This is a genomic window from Rhodococcus sp. MSC1_016, assembly GCF_023667485.2.
In the GTDB taxonomy this organism is placed as follows: Bacteria; Actinomycetota; Actinomycetes; order Mycobacteriales; family Mycobacteriaceae; genus Rhodococcus_F; species Rhodococcus_F oxybenzonivorans.
Window position 1 is genome coordinate 1,638,902 of sequence record NZ_JAMOZI020000001.1, and the last position, 19,145, is coordinate 1,658,046.

At 66.7% G+C, this 19,145-nt stretch carries 16 protein-coding genes; 12 read left to right on the top strand and 4 right to left on the bottom strand.

Features of this window, described 5'->3' with window-relative positions:
- Positions 1 to 8: 8 nt before the first annotated feature.
- The 3 genes from map (at position 9) to L1080_RS07635 (ending at position 3,078) form a co-directional block, all read left to right on the top strand.
- Positions 9 to 866 carry a type I methionyl aminopeptidase gene (gene map, locus L1080_RS07625; protein WP_213571678.1) on the top strand — a complete coding sequence of 286 codons (858 nt, stop codon included), beginning with the start codon at positions 9 to 11 and terminating at the stop codon, positions 864 to 866.
- A gap of 11 nt (positions 867 to 877) precedes the next feature.
- Positions 878 to 2,401, top strand: coding sequence for a cobyric acid synthase (locus L1080_RS07630; RefSeq protein WP_374432552.1), 1,524 nt, complete (start codon positions 878 to 880; stop codon positions 2,399 to 2,401).
- Positions 2,402 to 2,511: 110 nt separating this feature from the next.
- Positions 2,512 to 3,078, top strand: coding sequence for an alpha/beta fold hydrolase (locus L1080_RS07635; protein WP_250764342.1), 567 nt, complete (start codon positions 2,512 to 2,514; stop codon positions 3,076 to 3,078).
- A 15-nt stretch (positions 3,079 to 3,093) separates the two neighbouring features.
- On the opposite strand, the gene mtr is transcribed toward L1080_RS07635, so the two are convergent.
- Both mtr and L1080_RS07645 read right to left on the bottom strand, forming a co-directional pair.
- Positions 3,094 to 4,482, bottom strand: coding sequence for a mycothione reductase (mtr, locus tag L1080_RS07640; protein ID WP_250764339.1), 1,389 nt, complete (start codon positions 4,480 to 4,482; stop codon positions 3,094 to 3,096).
- Positions 4,479 to 5,489, bottom strand: a complete 1,011-nt coding sequence (locus tag L1080_RS07645) for an alpha/beta hydrolase (RefSeq protein WP_159926190.1) — start codon at positions 5,487 to 5,489, stop codon at positions 4,479 to 4,481. The genes mtr and L1080_RS07645 overlap by 4 nt, the downstream gene beginning before the upstream one ends.
- Positions 5,490 to 5,611: 122 nt before the next feature.
- Here L1080_RS07645 and mqo point away from each other — a divergent pair, with 122 nt between their 5' ends.
- The 9 genes from mqo to L1080_RS07690 all read left to right on the top strand — a co-directional run bounded on the left by mqo (position 5,612) and on the right by L1080_RS07690 (position 16,734).
- Complete coding sequence (gene mqo / locus L1080_RS07650) at positions 5,612 to 7,159, top strand: malate dehydrogenase (quinone) (RefSeq protein WP_159927616.1); 1,548 nt, start codon at positions 5,612 to 5,614, stop codon at positions 7,157 to 7,159.
- Between the two features lie 62 nt (positions 7,160 to 7,221).
- Entirely contained in the window at positions 7,222 to 7,746 is a 525-nt protein-coding gene (locus L1080_RS07655; RefSeq protein WP_159926192.1) for a GNAT family N-acetyltransferase, read from the top strand.
- A 194-nt stretch (positions 7,747 to 7,940) separates the two neighbouring features.
- Positions 7,941 to 9,869: a magnesium chelatase subunit D family protein gene (locus L1080_RS07660; protein ID WP_374432503.1), complete on the top strand. Its 1,929-nt coding sequence runs from the start codon at positions 7,941 to 7,943 to the stop codon at positions 9,867 to 9,869.
- A gap of 67 nt (positions 9,870 to 9,936) precedes the next feature.
- Positions 9,937 to 10,551: a cob(I)yrinic acid a,c-diamide adenosyltransferase gene (cobO, locus tag L1080_RS07665; RefSeq protein ID WP_109330876.1), complete on the top strand. Its 615-nt coding sequence runs from the start codon at positions 9,937 to 9,939 to the stop codon at positions 10,549 to 10,551.
- Positions 10,545 to 11,945 carry a cobyrinate a,c-diamide synthase gene (locus tag L1080_RS07670; protein ID WP_159926196.1) on the top strand — a complete coding sequence of 467 codons (1,401 nt, stop codon included), beginning with the start codon at positions 10,545 to 10,547 and terminating at the stop codon, positions 11,943 to 11,945. The genes cobO and L1080_RS07670 overlap by 7 nt, the downstream gene beginning before the upstream one ends.
- A 7-nt stretch (positions 11,946 to 11,952) precedes the next feature.
- Positions 11,953 to 12,318 (top strand): cobalamin biosynthesis protein, encoded by a 366-nt coding sequence (locus L1080_RS07675; RefSeq protein ID WP_236603304.1) that lies wholly within the window; start codon positions 11,953 to 11,955, stop codon positions 12,316 to 12,318.
- A gap of 47 nt (positions 12,319 to 12,365) precedes the next feature.
- Positions 12,366 to 13,592, top strand: a complete 1,227-nt coding sequence (gene cobA, locus L1080_RS07680) for a uroporphyrinogen-III C-methyltransferase (RefSeq protein ID WP_159926201.1) — start codon at positions 12,366 to 12,368, stop codon at positions 13,590 to 13,592.
- Positions 13,593 to 13,723: 131 nt separating this feature from the next.
- The gene (locus L1080_RS07685) at positions 13,724 to 15,121 is read left to right on the top strand and encodes an MFS transporter (RefSeq protein ID WP_250764993.1); all 1,398 of its coding nucleotides are present in this window, start codon (positions 13,724 to 13,726) and stop codon (positions 15,119 to 15,121) included.
- 80 nt (positions 15,122 to 15,201) lie between these two features.
- On the top strand, positions 15,202 to 16,734 hold the full coding sequence (locus L1080_RS07690) for a flavin-containing monooxygenase (RefSeq protein ID WP_250764303.1): 1,533 nt from the start codon (positions 15,202 to 15,204) through the stop codon (positions 16,732 to 16,734).
- A gap of 38 nt (positions 16,735 to 16,772) precedes the next feature.
- Here the strand turns inward: L1080_RS07690 and L1080_RS07695 are convergent, their stop codons facing one another.
- Both L1080_RS07695 and L1080_RS07700 read right to left on the bottom strand, forming a co-directional pair.
- Positions 16,773 to 17,447: a response regulator gene (locus L1080_RS07695; protein WP_159926222.1), complete on the bottom strand. Its 675-nt coding sequence runs from the start codon at positions 17,445 to 17,447 to the stop codon at positions 16,773 to 16,775.
- A gap of 30 nt (positions 17,448 to 17,477) precedes the next feature.
- The gene (locus tag L1080_RS07700; protein ID WP_159926224.1) at positions 17,478 to 19,094 is read right to left on the bottom strand and encodes a sensor histidine kinase; all 1,617 of its coding nucleotides are present in this window, start codon (positions 19,092 to 19,094) and stop codon (positions 17,478 to 17,480) included.
- Positions 19,095 to 19,145: the final 51 nt, after the last annotated feature.

Here is a 19,145-nt window from a genome sequence, read left to right on the forward strand (position 1 = left end):
TGATACCCATGTCTGTCCGCACAGCATTGAGCCCCGGAACCGTGTCACCCGTCCTCGCCGTGCCTGCGAGTATCGAGCGGCCCGAGTACGCGTGGAAGCCGACGGCCAACGAGGGTCACGAGCCGTGGGTGCAGACACCCGAGACGATCGAGGCCATGCGCCTGGCGAGCCAGATCGCCGCCCGCGCTCTTCAGGAGGCGGGAAAGGCGGTGGCGCCCGGCGTCACCACCGATGAACTCGACCGCATCGCTCACGAATACATGATCGACCACGGCGCCTATCCGTCGACGCTGGGTTACAAGGGTTTTCCGAAATCCTGCTGCACCTCGCTCAACGAGGTGATCTGCCACGGGATCCCGGATTCGACCGTCATCCAGGACGGTGACATCGTCAACATCGACGTCACGGCCTACATCGGCGGGGTGCACGGAGACACCAACGCGACCTTCCTCGCAGGCGACGTCGCCGAGGAGAACCGCTTGCTGGTGGAGAGGACGCACGAGGCCACGATGCGGGCCATCAAGGCGGTCAAGCCCGGACGCGCGCTCAACGTGATCGGCAGGGTCATCGAATCGTATGCCCACCGCTTCGGCTACGGCGTGGTCCGGGACTTCACCGGCCACGGCATCGGCACCACGTTCCACAACGGCCTCGTCATCCTGCACTACGACGAGCCGTCGGTCGACACGGTGATCGAACCGGGAATGGTGTTCACGATCGAGCCGATGATCAATCTCGGTGACATCGCCTGGGAGGTCTGGGAAGACGACTGGACCGTGGTCACCAAGGATCGCTCGTGGACTGCCCAGTTCGAGCACACGATCGTGGTCACCGAGACCGGCGCCGAGATTCTCACCCTGCCTTGAGCCCGGGCCAACTGAAGGGCGCACTACTCGTCGCCGGAACTACGTCGGACGCGGGGAAGAGCGTGCTCGTCGCCGGCTTGTGCCGGATGCTGGCGCGTCGCGGTGTCCGGGTGGCGCCGTTCAAAGCGCAGAACATGTCCAACAATTCCGTCGTCACTCTCGACGGCGGCGAAATCGGACGTGCGCAGGCGCTGCAGGCCGCCGCGTGTGGACTGGAGCCGAGCGTGCGTTTCAACCCGGTGCTGCTCAAACCGGGGAGTGATCGGACGTCCCAGCTGGTGGTGCGTGGCCGCGCGGTCACTTCCGTCGGTGCCCGCGATTACATCGAGCACCGCGACCATCTCCGGGTGGTGGTGGCCGAGGAACTGGCGTCCCTGCGGAACGAGTTCGACGTGGTGATCTGTGAGGGCGCGGGCTCACCCGCCGAGGTCAATTTGCGCGCAACGGATCTGGCCAACATGGGCCTTGCCCGCGCCGCCCGGATTCCGGTGCTCGTGGTCGGCGACATCGACCGCGGCGGAGTGCTGGCCCACCTCTTCGGCACGGTGGCTGTGCTCTCGCCCGAAGATCAGGCGTTGATCGCCGGCTTCGTGGTCAACAAGTTCCGCGGCGACGTGTCGTTGCTGACCCCCGGCCTCGAACAGTTGACTGCTCTGACCGGCCGGCCGACCCTCGGTGTCATTCCGTTCGCGGACGACCTGTGGCTGGACGCGGAAGATTCGCTCGGCGTCGTGGGCGACGCCCCCGTCGGGCGTCCCGGATCGCCGGTGGGAAGCGAATGGCTGCGGGTGGCGGCGATCCGCCTGCCACGAATTTCCAACTCGACGGATGTGGAAGCGTTGGCGTGCGAACCCGGAGTTTCGGTTCGCTGGGTCAATGACCCTTCCCGCCTGCAGGATGCCGACCTGATCGTCCTGCCCGGCAGCAAGTCGACGGTGTCGGACCTCGAGTGGATGCGGCGCAACGGAATTGCCGATGCCGTGGTGGCGCAGGCGAAACTCGGCCGCCCGGTACTCGGCGTCTGCGGCGGCTACCAGATGCTCGGCTCCGTGATCGTCGACGACGTCGAATCCGGTCGCGGCCAGACCCCGGGTCTGGGACTGCTCGACCTCGAGGTGGAGTTCGCGGCAGACAAAGTGCTGGGCCGGGTCACCGGTGACGCGTACGGCGTCCCGGTCGACGGTTACGAAATACACCACGGTCGGGTCCGGCGTAACGGTGATCAGCCGCTGCTCTACGCGAGCACCGGGGCGGCGGAGGGCAGTATCCGCGGAGCTGTCTACGGAACGCACTGGCACGGTCTGCTCGAGAACGATCGATTCCGCCGTCTACTCCTCGACGATGTCGCGGAGCATTCGGGTCGAACCGGCTTCGTCCCCGCCCCCGACACCGACGTGGCCGCCGTGCGGGTCGCGCAGCTCGACCTGTTGGCTGATCTCGTCGAGAAGCACGTGGATGTAGGCGCCCTGGACATCTTGATCGGTGAAGGTGCCCCGGAGGGGCTGGCCACCATCGGCTCCCGCCTCTCTTTCTAGGCAGTTGCCCGCGCACGATCGGCCATGCTCCGATCTGCCGGACCAGCGTTGTGAACCGGACCGGGTAAGGCGCGAGCGCAATGCGGCGCGGATCGCGTAGGTTTTCTGCCATGGAACTGACACACGTGGCTGTGGGAGACGGAGACTGCACTGTTCGGCTCGACGGGCCGGCGACCAGGCACGCTGTCCTGCTGCTGCCCGGTGCGGGGGACGCCCCGGACGTCTACGACGATGTGTGCGCCCGCCTGCACAATTCGGATCTGCGCACCATCGTGCCCGAGTCCATCGAAGGTCTCGACGACTCCGCTGTGATGGGGCTGCTCGACGAGCTGAAGGTGGGATGGGTCAACCTCGTGGGAAGCCGCGAGGGCGCCGAGCTCGCCTGGACGCTGGCCGCTCGCCAGTTCGGGCGCTTCGCCAGTCTCGTCGTTGCCGATCGGGGTCACCCGGCGGCGCCCGACGACAAAGGTGTGGTCCGCGAGGCGGGATGCCCACCGGTGGAGCTCCCGACCACCGTGATGGTCGGAAGCCCCACGCGGCGAGCCGAGGCCGATGCGAGTGGTCGGTTCGTCTACTCGGATTTCCGCGTCGTGGACCTCGACGGTGTCACCAATGTCCCGGCCTCCGCTGCCGCCGCGCTCGCCACCGAGATCGTTCTCCGCACCAGCCCCTGGTAGCGAGCGCCGAGTCGATTACAGGCCGCTGTCGTCGACGTCGAGTCCGAGCAGGGCGTTCTCGACGACCTCGGGGAGAGCCGGGTGTATCCAGTACTGGCCCCGGGCCAACCGGTGTGCCGTCACATCGAAACTCATGGCCTGGATCAAGGGCTGGATCACCGTGGAGGCCTGTGCGCCGATCACATGTGCGCCCAGCAGTCGCCCGGTGCCACGCTCGGCGATGATCTTGCAGAAACCCTCGTCGTCTTCCATGGCCCACCCGTAGGCGACGTCGCCGTAGGCCTGAATCTTCACGGTGACGTCCCAGCCCGCGTCCCGAGCCTCGCGCTCGGTGAGCCCGACGTGGGCGATCTGCGGGTCGGTGAACACAGCCGCGGGCACGACACGATGGTCGGTACGGCGCAGGCCCGACGTGTCCTGCCACGCGTCCCGCAACAGGTTGTGCTGGACGACGCGCGCTTCGTGGTTGGCAACGTGCTTGAGCTGATAGGGCGAAGAGACGTCGCCGAGCGCGAACACCCCCTCGGCGCTGGTGCGCTGGAACTCGTCGACGACGACGCGCCCCTGGTCGAGGTCGATGCCGCCGGCGGCAGCATCGATCACGTCCCCGTTGGATCGACGGCCGGTGGCCACGAGGAGGGCGTCGCCCGACACGACCCGTCCGTTGTCGAGTTCCACCGCGATCCCGGCACCGTCCGGGCGGACCGACGCCACCGTCCGGCCACGGTGCACATCCCACTTCGAGACCGCCAGATCGGTGAACTGACGGGCCACGTCGTCGTCCAGATGGCGCAAGAGGTGCTCGCCCCGCGAGATCAGCGACACCCGCGTGCCCAGTGCCGAGAACACGTGCGCGAACTCCGCGGCGATGAACCCGGCTCCGATGATCACCAGGCGCTCGGGGAGCTCGGGGAGCCGCATGATGTCGTCGTTGGTGTAGTACGGCACGCCCGAACTGCGCACGACGTCCGGGATGATCGGCCGCGATCCCGCAGCGATGACCACCTGATCCGCGGTGATGACCTCACCTGTTCCGGTGTCGATCGTCCGCGGCCCGACGAAGGACGCGTGCCCGCGGAAGAGCGTCGTATTCGGGGTGTCTTCCGCGCGGTAGCGCTCACCGCCCGCGGAGATGGGATCGATGCGGCCGAAGACCCTTTTGACGATGTCGGGCCAGCGCACACCCTCGAGCTGGGCGTCGACGCCGAATTTCGCGGTATCGGTGACCGTGCGGGCCACTTCCGCGGCGTAGACGAACATCTTGGTCGGAATGCACCCGACGTTCAGGCACGTCCCGCCGAACGTGCCTTTCTCGAGGAGTGCGATCTTCTTGTCCGAAAAGCGTTCGTCGGGAAGGGAATTGCCCGACCCGGAGCCGATGATAGCGAGATCGAAGTGGGTCATCGCGGCGCCTCCGCGGAATTGTGGCCGTGCAGCCAGTCGAGCCAGAGGTCCACCTCGGCGAACGCCTGGGCGCGGGGTTCGTCCGAAGACAGGAAGACGTCGTGCCGGGCGCCCGGAATGGGCACTATCGTCGTGCGGTCGCCGAGACACCCGGCCCACCGGGCGATCTGCCGGACATCGAGGACTGCATCGGCTGTGTCGACCTGAGGGTCGTACCTCGGAGCGAAGTACGACGCCTTGGAACGCAGAATCAGCGCAGGAACACCGATATCGAGACCCCGGTGCAGTTGCGCATGCCCGCGGCGCACCGCCCGGAGCCAGCCGAAGGTGACGGGAAAGCCGCCCAGCGGTTTCCAGTCCAGGTTGTAGTTCCAGATTCCGTTGCCGTCGACGTGGAGACTCACCCCGTAGGTGTCGAGGGTGGTCTTCGGAACGATCGACTTCCGCTTGACACGGCCCAGTGCGTCGACGGCCACCGTTCCCACATTTCGCAGATACGACGGCCCCTGCAGGTCGAACCACGGGCTGTTCAGGATGACGCCGCTGACGCCGAGGGCCGCGGTGCCGCCGGCCTTCTTCTGCCGTCGGTGCAGCCACAGCGGGAGTACGAGTCCCCCGGTGGAGTGTGCGACCAGCAGGACCTGGCCCTCGCCGGTCTGCTCGCGCACGACGCGGAGCGCTTCGTCCAGTTCGGCGTCGTACAGCGTGAGGTCCGACACGAAGTGCGCCGTCTGACCGGGTTTGAGGGAACGACCACACTTGCGCAGGTCCAGGGCGAAGAAGGCGTATCCCTGGTCGGCGAAGTGCTCGGCCAGGTGTTTCTGGAAAAAGTAGTCGGTGAACCCGTGCACGTAGAGCACGGCTCGGCCGGTCCGCTTCGTCTCCTGTGCGGGCTGGTAACGGATCAACGTTGCCTCGACCTCACCTTCGCCGTCGGGATCGGTACCGAGGGGGATGGTCAACTGCTGATATCCGTCGCCGAGGACGTCGGGAGCCCATGTAGTCACAGATCACAATCTAATGGGCGATCCCGGGCCGCGGGGAGGGGCACAATTGGGGCAGGTAACTTCCGCTCATACGCGCGGGTAACCTATGCGGCGAACACGGCAGGCGGATGCGCGCACGGCTAATGGACAAGGAAGTCGATTCTCCAGTGTCAGATCAGAACGCGGTAGAGACGAAGACGGATGTAGTGCTGGTGGGCGCGGGCATCATGAGCGCGACGTTGGGGGCGATCCTGCGGCAGGTGCAGCCCGACTGGTCGATCACCACCTTCGAACGGCTCGACGCCGTCGCGGCCGAGAGCAGCGACCCGTGGAACAACGCCGGCACCGGTCACTCCGCGTTGTGTGAACTCAACTACACGCCCGAGAACCCCGACGGCACCGTCGAGATCGCGAAGGCCGTCAACGTCAACGAGCAGTTCCAGGTGTCGCGCCAGTTCTGGGCGCACGCCGTGGAGAACGGCGTCCTGACCAAGCCGAAGGAATTCATCAACCCGATTCCCCACGTCAGCTTCGTGCACGGCGAGGCCAACGTGAAGTATCTGCGCGCCCGTTACGACGCGCTCGCCGGACACCCTCTCTTCGCGGGCATGGAATACGTGGAGGATCCGGTCGAGTTCGCCCGCCGCCTGCCGTTGATGGCGAAGGGCCGTGACTACAGCGATCCGATCGCGCTGAACTGGACCGAGAACGGCACCGACGTCGACTTCGGTGCTCTCACCAAGCAGCTTCTCGGCTACGTCGGTGCATCCGGCGGCATCGTGCATTTCGGTCACGAGGTCACCGATCTCACCAAGCAGTCCGACGGCAGCTGGGTCGTCAAGGTCACGAACCGTCGCAACGGTGCCAAAAAGGTGGTGCGCAGCAAGTTCGTCTTCGTCGGCGCCGGCGGCGGTGCCCTGCATCTCCTGCAGAAGTCGGGTATCTCCGAGGCCAAGGGCTTCGGCGGATTTCCGGTCAGCGGAGCATTCCTGCGCTGCACCAATCCGGAACTCATCGACCAGCACCGCGCCAAGGTGTACGGCAAGGCTGCCGTGGGCGCTCCGCCCATGTCGGTGCCGCACCTCGATACCCGGGTGATCGGTAGCAAGCCCGGACTGCTGTTCGGCCCATACGCCGGCTGGTCACCTAAATTCCTCAAGGAAGGTCGCGTCACCGACCTCCCCGGTTCGGTCAAGCCCGACAACCTTCTGTCGATGCTCGGCGTCGGTGTCAGTGAACTCGGCCTGGTCAAATACCTGATCAGCGAGCTCACGAAGTCGGAGGCCGGACGCATCGACACGCTTCGCGAGTTCGTACCCAAGGCCGTCGGCAAGGATTGGGAACTGATCACCGCCGGCCAGCGTGTCCAGGTCATCCGGCGGGCCAAGGGCAAGGGCGGTGTCCTCGAGTTCGGCACCGCCGTGGTCAATGCCGAGGACGGCAGCATCGCCGGTCTGCTCGGTGCGTCTCCCGGCGCGTCCACGGCTGTGCCGGCCATGCTCGACGTGCTCGAGCGCTGCTTCCCGGACCGGTACGAGTCCTGGAAGCCGAAGCTGCAGGAAATGGTGCCGTCGCTCGGGGTGAAGCTCACTGACGAACCGGGGCTGTTCGCGCAGGTCTGGGAGCACACGTCCAAGGTTCTTCAGCTCGATACCATCGCGGTGGAAGAGGCCTCGGTCGCCGCGGTCTGACGACGACGGGCGGGCTCGGCTGCGGGCGCGCGCCGAGCGCGCCTGTGCCATAGTTGCTTGTCATGACGGCAACTGCAGCACTGAAGCGTTCGTGGGCACTCGATCTCGATAACAAGACGCTCTATGAGTTGCTGAAGCTTCGAGTCGAGGTGTTCGTCGTGGAGCAGGCCTGCCCGTACCCGGAGCTGGACGGGCAGGATCTGCTGGCGGAGACGCGCCATTTCTGGTTGGAGCAGGACGGCCAGGTGGTCTGCACGCTCCGGTTACTCGAGGAGCACGGCGACGGCACCACCTCGTTCCGCATCGGGCGACTGTGCACGTCGCGGCCCGCGCGTGGGCAGGGCCATACCACTCGTCTCCTGCGGGCGGCGCTCGCTGAGGTGGGGTCCGCACCCTGCCGGATCAACGCCCAGACCTACCTGGTGGATATGTATGCGAAGCACGGATTCACGCCGGATGGCGAGGAGTTCGTCGAGGACGGTATCCCGCACGTGCCCATGAAGCGTGGTGGCGGGGCGCCCCGCGGTGCGGGGGATACGGCGTCGGTATCGGATGCGCAGGGTGCCCCGTCGACGGCGGGCCGGTGAGCGCCGACTAGGGTCGGCGAAGGAATGTCCGCGGGGAAGTCCTGTTCCAATCAGGCGCGGTCCCGCCACTGTGACGGATCTCTGATTCGCTGCTGCCACGGGCGCGGCGAATAGGAAGTCCCAGCCAGATCGCCGCGGCATTCGTACCAGCCAACAGCTCTCGGCGAGGAAACCGGGGCGTGAAGGGATGCATCGTGCGCACGAACCGTGACGTGGACCAGTCTCCACGGGACTCCTCGACGGGTTTTCCGTTCAGTGCGGTGGTCGGCCAGGACCAGCTGCGTCTGGCGCTCGTCCTGTGCGCCGTCCACCCGGGCATCGGCGGCGTCCTGGTGCGGGGCGAGAAGGGCACGGCCAAGTCGACGGTCGTCCGGGCGCTCACCACGTTGTTGCCGGCGGTCCGTGACGAGAACGGCCCGCGGCCCGCGCGGCTGGTCGAGTTGCCGGTGGGAGCCACCGAAGACCGTGTGGTCGGTTCACTCGACCTCGAGAAAGTTCTGCGCGACGGTGAACGCGCCTTTCGTCCGGGCCTGTTGTCCGCTGCCCATCAGGGCGTTCTCTATGTCGATGAAGTGAATCTGCTGCACGATCATCTGGTCGACGTTCTTCTCGACGCCGCAGCGATGGGCCGGGTGCATATCGAGCGGGACGGCATCTCCCATTCGCATCCGGCGCGGTTCGTTCTGGTGGGCACCATGAATCCGGAAGAAGGCGAACTGCGGCCGCAGCTTCTGGACCGTTTCGGCCTCGCTGTCGATGTCGCTGCATCGCGTGACGTCGATGTGCGGATGGAGGTGGTGCGGCGGCGCCTCGACTTCGAACGCGACCCGCAGACGTTCGCCGCTCGCTATGCCGAGCAGGATCACGCTCTGGCTACCGCCATCCTGGAAGCTCGCAATCGACTCGATTCGGTGCAGCTCGACGACACCGAACTGCGCCGGATCGCGTTCCTGTGCGCCTCGTTCGACGTCGACGGTATGCGCGCCGATCTCGTCCTCGCTCGCACGGCCACCGCGCACGCCGCCTGGCGCGGTGCGGACGCCGTGACGGCAGAGGACGTGCGGGTTGCTGCGGAGTTGACGTTGCCGCACCGGCGCAGGCGGGACCCGTTCGACGAGCCGGGCCTCGACCAGAATCAACTCGACGAGGCGTTGCGTCAGGCCGACGAGGACACCAGGGCGGCGGCCGACGAACCGCCCGCCGAAGCACCGTCGAGCGAGGATTCGTCCGAGCCGACCGCGGGCGAGGCCGCGGAGGATCCCGACGGACCCGACGACCCGGGCGGACCCGGGGGCGGAGCGCCGCCGCCGGAGCGGCCTGCCGGGCCGGCGGGCTCGCAGTTCACCACCAAGCTGCTCGAGATTCCCGGTGTCGGTGAAGGCGCGCCGGGTCGGCGCTCGCGTTCCCGCTCGTCGCGTGGTCGAGCGGTGCGGGCGGCGAGCGAGCAAGGTCACGGCCTGCACCTCGTGGGCACGCTGTTCGCGGCAGCGGAACGGCAGGCCGCTCGCGGACGCACGGCCGGCCGGATGATTCTGGACTCGGCCGACCTGCGAGGCGCTGTCCGAGAAGGCCGCGAGGGAAACCTCGTGGTGTTCGTCGTGGACGCGTCCGGCTCGATGGCGGCACGAGATCGGCTGTCCGCGGTCACCGGGGCCGTCGTCTCACTCCTGCGCGATGCCTATCAGCGCCGGGACAAGGTGGCCGTCATCACCGTGCGTGGACGAGACGCCGAGTTGGTTCTGCCACCGACCTCGTCGGTGGACATCGCGGTCCGTCGGCTGCGCGGGATGCGCACCGGCGGTAAATCGCCTCTGGCGGAAGGCTTTCTGCGGGCTCGGCAGGTGGTATTGCGTGAGCGGCTCCGTGACCCGCAACGGCGGGCGCTCGTGGTCACACTCACCGACGGACGGGCCACGGGCGGCAAGGACGCTCTGCTCCGCGCCAGAGTGGCGGCAGGGTTGCTCGCCGACAGTGCAGTCGCCTCGGTGGTGGTGGATTGCGAGACCGGAATGGTCCGGCTCGGTCTGGCGGCGGAACTCGCCCGGCATCTGCGTGGTGGGTACGTCCGACTCGGTGAACTCTCCGCGCAGCACGTCGCAGGTGTCGTTCGCGCTGCGGCTTAACGACATTCGACGTAACGGAACCGGCATACAAGAAGCCGGGTGTTATCGAACGGTAGGAGAGTAGGACATGCCCAAAGGTGTTCCCGAGAACGTCCCGAACGACGGCCTCACCACACGGCAGCGGAGGAACGCACCGATACTCGCGGTCCACACCGGCCCGGGTAAGGGAAAATCCACCGCGGCTTTCGGGATGGCGTTGCGTGCGTGGAACCAGGGCTTCGATGTCGGGGTGTTCCAGTTCGTGAAGAGCGCCAAGTGGAAGGTGGGGGAGGAGGCGGCGTTCCGTGCCCTGGGGCAACTTCACGAGGACACCGGGGTCGGCGGCGCCGTCCAATGGCACAAGATGGGTGAGGGCTGGTCGTGGGCGCGGAAGCACGGCTCCGAGGAAGACCATGCCGCGGCCGCTGCCGAGGGATGGCGTGAAATCGCCCGGCGGCTCGCTGCCGAGGAACACCGTTTCTATGTGCTCGACGAGTTCACCTATCCCCTCAAATGGGGGTGGGTGGACGTCGACGAGGTCGTCGCGGTGCTGCGTGACCGGCCGGGTGCTCAGCACGTCGTCATCACAGGCAGGGATGCCCCACAGGCGTTGATCGACGCGGCCGACCTCGTGACGGAAATGACGAAGATCGCCCATCCGATGGACGCCGGCCGCAAGGGCCAGCGAGGCATCGAGTGGTGACTGCGCACTCCGCGGTTCCCGCCGTAGTCATTGCGGCCCCTGCCTCGGGGAGCGGAAAGACGACAGTCGCCACGGGCTTGATGGGTGCGCTGGGTCAGTCGGGAAATGCGGTGGCGCCGTTCAAGGTCGGCCCCGACTACATCGATCCCGGCTACCATGCCTTGGCCGCGGGTCGGCCCGGACGCAATCTCGACCCGGTGATGGTGGGCGCCAACCGAATCGGCCCGCTCTACCGTCACGGGAGCACCGAGTGCGACATCGCCGTGGTCGAGGGTGTCATGGGATTGTTCGACGGCAAGATCGACGCCGCGTCTGCGGAGCCGTCGGCCGAGGGGTCGACAGCACAGGTCGCGGCACTGCTCGGCGCTCCCGTCGTGCTGGTGGTAGATGCCCGCGGGCACAGCCAGTCTCTGGCCGCTGTGCTTCACGGATTTTCGACGTATGACGCGTCGGTGCGCATCGGCGGTGTGATCCTCAACCGGGTCGGAAGCGCCCGGCACGAGGAGGTGCTGCGGCAGGCGAGCGAGCGTGTCGGGCTCCCCGTGCTGGGCGCGGTTCCCCGGATGGCGGAGCTGGAAGTGCCGAGCCGGCATCTGGGCCTCATTCCCGCTGCCGAACACGGCGCCGCTGCCATGCAGGCCGTGGAGGCAATGACTCGGCTGGCCGCCCGGCATCTCGATCTGGCGGCGATCCGGGCGCTTGCGAGCTCCGCGGTCGACGGACCGGCGTGGGATCCCACCGTCGAGGTGGGTGAGGTGCCCGCCGGTGCTCGCCCGACGGTGGCAATCGCCGGCGGCCGGGCCTTCACTTTCGGGTACGCCGAACATCGAGAACTGCTCGCGGCGGCCGGGGCGCGCGTCGTGACCTTCGACCCGCTGCACGACGAACTGCCCGCGGACACGTCCGGAGTCGTCCTTCCGGGCGGCTTCCCGGAAGAGCATGCCGCCGCGCTCGCCGGGAACGGGCGCCTCCTCGCTCAGATACGCGCACTCGCCGACGGCGGCGCACCGATACACGCCGAATGCGCCGGACTGCTGTATCTCGCGCGCAGCCTCGATGGTTCGGCGATGGCATCGGTGATCGATGTCGACGCCTCGTTCGGCTCACGCCTGACTCTGGGCTACCGCGATGCCGTGGCATTGACCGATTCGCCGCTCTTCGCTGCGGGCGAGCGGGTGGTGGGGCACGAATTTCATCGAACGTCGCTCACCCGGGCAGAGGCGCCCGGCTATACGCCGGCGTGGGGATGGCGGCCGTGGGACGGTGCACCCGCGCGCGAAGGTTTCGCCGGAGGGGGCATTCACGCGTCGTACCTTCACACGCATCCGGCGGGACACCCCACCGCTGTCGCGCGGTTCGTGAGCGCCGCCCGCGACTTCGCCGACCGTGGTTGAGGTCTGCGTGGGCGTCGGGTTCCGCACGAGTGCGTCGAGCGCCGACATCGTCTCGGCGGTGCGCGCGGCGTTGGAGTCCGCGAGCGTCGAGGCGCCCGTGACAGTGATCTGCCTGGGCACTCTCGACCGCAAGGCGAACGAGCCTGCCGTCGTGGGTGCGGCCGCGGCACTCGGGGTTCCGGTCCTCGGATTCGACACCGAGACTCTCGCTGCCGTCGTCGTCCCACACCCGTCCGACGTGGTGCATGCACACACCGGGTCGCCGAGTATCGCGGAGGCGGCGGCGGTACTGAGCGCCGGCGGCGGGCCACTGATCATTCCCAAACGGTCCGCGAATGGCGTCGTCGTCGCGGCAGCCCGTAAAGTTTCGTAGGTTCGAGACAAGACTTACCGGAAAATCTGGAGAAACGGGGATAGCGCGTGACTGCCGCCACCGGAGACGAGACCAACTACCTGGTCGGCCTCAATTTGACCGATCGCCGTGTGGTCGTGATCGGTGGCGGAAGCGTCGCACAGCGTCGACTGGGCCTGCTCATCGCATCGGGAGCACGCGTGCACCTGATCAGCCGCGCCGTCACTCCCGCGGTCGAGGGGATGGCGACGTCCGGTCAGATCACCCTGGAATTGCGCGACTATCGGGACGGTGACCTCGACGGCGCCTGGTACGCCATCGCCTGCACGGACGAACCCGACACCAATGCGGCGATCGTCGCCGAGGCCGAACGGAACAGGGTGTTCTGTGTCCGGGCAGACAACGCCCGGTACGGCACAGCCGTCACCCCGGCCAGTGCGGGCTACGACGGCTTGAGCATCGGTGTGCTGGCGGGCGGCGATCACCGCCGCTCCGCGGCCGTGAGAAACGCCCTGGTGGAGGGCCTGCAGTCCGGAGTCGTTCCCGACACCGACGAGGCGCCCGCAGCCGGTGTGGCGCTGGTAGGCGGAGGTCCCGGCGACCCCGACCTCATCACCGTCCGTGGCCGTCGACTGCTGTCGCGCGCCGACGTCGTGGTGGCCGATCGCCTGGCGCCGCCGGAGCTTCTGGCCGAACTCGGTCCCGATGTCGACGTGATCGATGCTGCGAAGATTCCGTACGGCCGCGCGATGGCGCAGGAAGCCATCAACGCCGCCCTGATCGACAACGCCAAGGCGGGCAAGTTCGTGGTTCGTCTCAAGGGCGGCGACCCCTACGTGTTCGGACGGGGGTACGAAGAGCTCGAGGCGTGCGCGGCAGCAGGCGTCCCCGTCACGGTGGTCCCCGGTATCACCAGCGCGATCTCGGTCCCGTCGGCCGCCGGAATTCCGGTGACCCACCGAGGAGTCACCCACGAGTTCGTGGTCGTGAGCGGGCATGTGGCTCCCGACCATCCCGATTCTCTCGTCGACTGGTCGGCGCTGGCGCGGCTGAAGGGCACCATCGTGTTGCTGATGGCGGTCGAACGCATCGACGCGTTCGCGACGGTCCTGATGGCGGGCGGCAGGCCCGTGGATACCCCGGTCACCGTCATCCAGGAGGGCACACTGCGCACTCAGCGCACGCTCCGCGCGGATCTGCAGAGTGTCGCGGCCCGGGTGAAGGAAGAGCAGATTCGGCCGCCCGCCATCGTGGTCATCGGACCGGTGGCAGGGTTTAGCGTGGACGCTGGGTAACGTGAACGCTCGTGTCTGATTCCCGAGTGCCGAAATCTGCTTCAGTGAACTCTGCGGCAGATGCCCCAGCGGTCCCGGCCGCGGCGACCCGCGTGCTGGGTCTCGCCATCATCGTCCTGAGCGGCTTGCAAATGATGGTGGTCCTCGACGGGACCGTCGCCAACCTGGCCCTGGCCCCCCTGCAGGCAGACCTCGGTCTCACCGACAGCGGCCGTAACTGGGTGCTGACCTCCTATGCCTTGGCGTTCGGTGGGCTCATGCTCCTCGGGGGCCGGCTGGGGGACGCCTTCGGCCGGAAGAAGATGTTCATCGGCGGCGTCGCGCTCTTCACCGTCGCCTCCTTGTTGTGCGGCCTCGCGGTCAACGAATTCATGCTGATCGGTGCCCGCTTCCTGCAGGGTGTGGGTGCTGCGGTGGCCTCGCCCACCGCGCTGGCCCTGGTGGCCACGACGTTCGCCGCCGGTCCCGCGCGCAACCAGGCCATCGCGATCTTCGCTGCAATGACGGGGATCGGATCGATTGCGGGGCTGATCATCGGCGGTGCACTCACCGAAGTGTCGTGGCGGCTGATCTTCCTCATCAACGTGCCCATCGGTGTGGTCATCGTGCTGTTCGCCTTCACGTCGTTGAAGGAGACGGCCGGTGAGCGCCTGGCGCTGGACGTACCGGGCGCCGTTCTGGCGACGGTCGCGGCAACCGGTGTGGTGTTCGCTCTCACCGAGGGTCCGGAACTGGGGTGGACCAGTCCCTTCGTGATCGGTGCGCTCATTGCGGGTCTGCTGCTGTTCGTCGCGTTCCTGTACGTCGAGCGCACCGCCGACAACCCGTTGCTTCCCTTCTCGCTGTTCACCGACAAGAACAGGGTGGCCACCTTCGTCGCCATCTTCTTCGCAGGCGCCGTGATGTTCACAGTCGCCGCCTTCGTGGCGCTGTTCGTCCAGGACATCCTCGGTTACAGCCCACTCGAAGCGGGCCTGGCCTTCATCCCGTTCGCGTTCGGTCTGGGAGCCGCGGCCTTCGTGGCGTCGAAACTCGCCGTCCGCATCCAGCCGCGCTGGCTGGTGATCGCCGGGGCGGCCATCATGGTGGTGGGCCTGCTCTACGGTTCCACCCTGGACGCGTCGGCGACGTATCCGGCCAACCTGTTCGTGCCGGTCGTGGGAATCGGTTTCGGCGTCGGACTTGCCGTTGTTCCGCTTCCTCTGTGCGCCATCGCGGGAGTGCCGGAAACCGAGATCGGACCGGTGGCCGCCATTGCTCAGGTAGCGCAGACGCTCGGCGGCCCGCTCGCCCTCGCTCTCATCGGGGCGATGGCGACATCTCGGACGCTGTCCCTCGGTGGGGTGTCGGGCAAGATCGCCGACATGACGCCGGCGCAGATCAGTGCGCTCGGTGAGGGCTATACCTTCGCCCTGGTAGGCAGCGCCGTCTGCGCCCTGATCGCCGGTCTGGCGGCACTGTTCATCCGGTTCACTCCGCAACAGGTTGCGCAGGCGCAAGCGGCCGAAAAGGCAGCGCAGCAGTCCTGACTTTCCCTCCCCGGGGCGTGCGGGCGAAAACATCCGGAATCGTTGTGCCTGGCGTTCTGTAACTGTCTAGGGTCATTTATATGGATGACCGGGTAACAGACACTGCAGCGGTCGGCGTCGTTCCGGAGGACAGCGTGCGGCACGTCCGCACGGTGATCATCGGCAGTGGTTTCGCGGGACTCGGTGCGGCTATACGACTGAGCAAGGACGGGCGGGAGGACTTCCTCGTCCTCGAGCGGGACAGTGACGTCGGGGGCACCTGGCGCGACAACACCTATCCCGGCGCGGCCTGTGACGTGCCCTCGCACCTGTACTCCTACTCGTTCGCACTCAACCCCGAATGGTCACGTTCGTTTTCGGCACAACCGGAGATCCAGCACTACATTCGCAGGGTTGCGCGTCAGTACAACGTCCTCGAAAAGCACGTCTTCGATTGCGACGTGACCGAGGCCCGGTGGAATTGCGGCGTCTCGCGGTGGGAGCTCACCACCAGCCGCGGCCACTTCTCCGCGGACACCGTGATCTGCGCGTTCGGGGCGCTGGCCGAGCCCTCTCTGCCGAGCATTCCCGGGATCGACATATTCGACGGCGAGATCTTCCACTCGGCGCAATGGAATCACGATGCCGACCTCACCGGCACACGCGTGGCAGTGATCGGCACGGGAGCATCGGCAATTCAAATCGTTCCTGCCATCGTCGACCAGGTGCAACACCTGGACGTGTATCAGCGCACCGCCCCCTGGTTGCTGCCGCGATTCGACCGGGCCTATACCCGGATCGAGCGGTGGGCCTTCCACCACGTGCCCGGCGTCCAGCGACTGCTCCGCGCCGCAATCTACGGAGGCCGGGAAGTGCAGGTGGTCGGTCTCGCCAAGGCACCCGTCTTCATGAAACCGCTGGAATGGATGGCGCGCATGAAGATCCGGACGGAGATCAAGGACCCGGCCCTGCGTGAGAAGGTCACTCCGAACTTCCGGATCGGTTGCAAGAGAATGCTGATTTCCAACGATTACTACGCGGCCCTCGACCGGGACGACGTCGAACTCGTCACCGACCCGATCGCGGAGATACGAGAGCATGCGGTGGTGACCAGGGACGGCACCGTGCGTCCGGTGGATGCCATCGTCATCGCGACCGGATTTCAGGTGACGGATTCACCGATGTTCGAGGTCATCTTCGGGCGGGACGGACGCAGTCTGGCGCAGGTTTTCGGTGAAGCCGGTATGCAGGCCTACAAGGGCGCGACTGTCGCCAACTTCCCCAACATGTTCTTTCTCGTCGGACCCAACACGGGGCTCGGCCACACGTCGATGGTGTACATGATCGAATCGCAGATCAACTACGTCGCCGATGCCATTGCGGCGTTGGAGCAGAACGGAATTCGCACGGTCGAGATCCGCAAGGAGGTTCAGGACGATTACAACCGGGACCTTCAGGAGAAGCTGTCGAACAGCGTCTGGATGACGGGCGGATGCGCCAGCTGGTACCTCGATCGGCATGGCAACAACACCACACTGTGGCCCGACTTCACCTTCAAATTCCGCCGCCAGACACAGCGTTTCGACATCGCAGCCTACGAAGTGTCCGCCGACGCGGGCACGCCGGTGGGGTAGCGACCGGCCACGGCAGACTGTCCTGATGCCGGACTGCCTCAGCGGCGAACCGGCCGGTACCGGCGAACAGGTCTGCCCGCGCCCCCGTACTCGAGGCGTACTTCGAGCAAACCCTCGGCCAGGTAATGCTCGAGGTACCTGCGCACGCTCACCCGGGACAGTCCCGCGAGCTCGGCGCATTCCATGGACGACAACTCGCCCCGCTCCTGCACGATGTCGAGGACCAACCTGCCAGTTTCGACGCTGAGCCCCTTGGGCAGACGGCCCGGGTCGGCGTTCTTGCCTGCGCTGCCGAACAGGGAGTCGATCAACGACTGATCCGCGCCGGATTGCGATTCGAGTGCCCGTGCCCGTCGCCGGAAGTTCTCGAGCTTCTCCTGCAGGTGGGCGTACTCGAACGGTTTCACCAGGTAGTCGGAGGCGCCGCCGTGCAGCGCCCTGCTGACGGTGTCGATTTCTCGTGCAGCCGTGATCATGATCACGCCGACCGGATTTCCCTCCGCCCGGAGGGACTGGAGGACATCGAGTCCGGACATGTCCGGCAAGTACACGTCGAGAAGCACGAGATCCGGCCGACGGGAGCGCACGGCATCGAGGGCGTCGGCCGCGGTCCGCGCGACTGCGACGGTGGTGAACCCCGGCGTCTTGTCGACGAACCGGCGGTGTATCTCCGCGACCATGAAGTCGTCGTCGACGACCAGCACCTCATACATCGTTCCGCCGAACGGTCATGGTCGGAGAGTCTAACTACGGGGAACGTGGACGGTGAACAAAGCGCCTCCGGTGCCGGGCGCGTCCGACACGGAGGCGAATCCGCCGTGCTGCGCGCTGACCAGTCGCACCAGGGCCAGCCCGATCCCGCGACCGCCTGGCACACCCGTCTTGGACGTGACTCCCCGGGAAAAGATTTCCTCGCGCATCGACTCGGGTACCCCGGGGCCCGAGTCGGCGACCTCGATCAAAATGCCGTCGCCGTCCGTGATTCGAATCGATATCGTCGCGTGCGGTCCGCCTTCGGACACGTCGACGGCATTGTCGATGAGATTTCCGACGACGGTGATGACGTCGGTCGCGAGTTCGGGGTCGAGTGCGTGGAGGCGTGAATCGGGCTCCAGTGTCAGAGACACTCCGGTCTCCGCCGCCAACGAGGTCTTCGCGATCAGGAGGGCGGCCACGGCGGGATCGGAAATCCTTTGCGTCACCGCGTCGCTGATCTCTGCTCGGCGTCGAGTGAGGGTTCCGACGAATTCGGTGACGGCGTCGTAGTCACCGAGCTGAGTGAGTCCCGAGATGGTGTGCAACTGGTTGGCGAATTCGTGCGTCTGCGCGCGCAGCGTGTCGGTGACGCTCTTGTGGGACGACAGCTGGCTCTGCATCGACGCCAGTTCGGTGCTGTCGCGCATGGTGGTGACGGTGCCGATCTTGTGGCCCTGGCTGGTAGCGGCCCGCCGGCTGAGCGCCAGCATGCGCGAGGACGTCGAGAGCACCACGTCACGGCCGTCCTCGCCGGTGAGCAGATACCGCCGGACGCCCGGGTCGAGTGGGACGTCGTCGACGTGCCTGCCGACGACGTCACCGCTGAGGTCGAGTAGATCCTGGGCGCTGTCGTTGAGGAGCGTGATGATGCCGTCGGTGTTCACCGCGACCACACCCTCACGAATGCTGTGAAGCAGGGCCTCCCGGTGGTCGGCGAGACTGGCGATCTCGGCGATCTCCAGCCCCCGGGTGTGTGTCTTGATTCTGCGTGAGAGGAGCCACGAACCGAGAAGTCCCAGCCCGGCGCCGATCCCGAGGTAGAGGAGCAGGCGCGCACCGGCACTGCTGAGCAGGGCCCAGGTCGACGGGTAGTCGTCGCTGACCGACACCGCTGCCAGGACGTCACCGGTGGCCGTGAGGATAGGAACGTGGCCGACGATGGCGCGCCGGTCGTCGACCACGACATCACCCGACCAGGCGCGGCCGGTCAGCACGTCGCTGCCGCCGAGTTCCGCGGGCAGCCCGATCCGGGTGGGGTCGGAGGACACTGCCGTCACCCCTTCGGGTGTGACGATCTCCGCCAGTGTCGCGCCCGACAGATTGACTGCCCGATCCACTTCGGGGGCGAGGACCCGCTCGACCGACGGGTCCGAGAGGCGGTCACGCACCACCGGGGTCGAGGCGACGTTCTCGGCAACGGCGATCATGCGCTGGCCCTGCAGTTCGCGAAACTCCACCGTCGATTGGTGAACCGAGACGGCAGCGACCGCGAGAAGGACGACGCCGACGACCACCAGCTGGAGCAGCAGGACCTGCCCGGCAAGACTTCGCACTCTGGGGTGACGTGGTGACCACAATGAACTTAAGTTCCATTTCGTTCGCATAGGTGACGTGCGTCACCAATGGGGACAGTATTGCCGAAGATCACATCGATG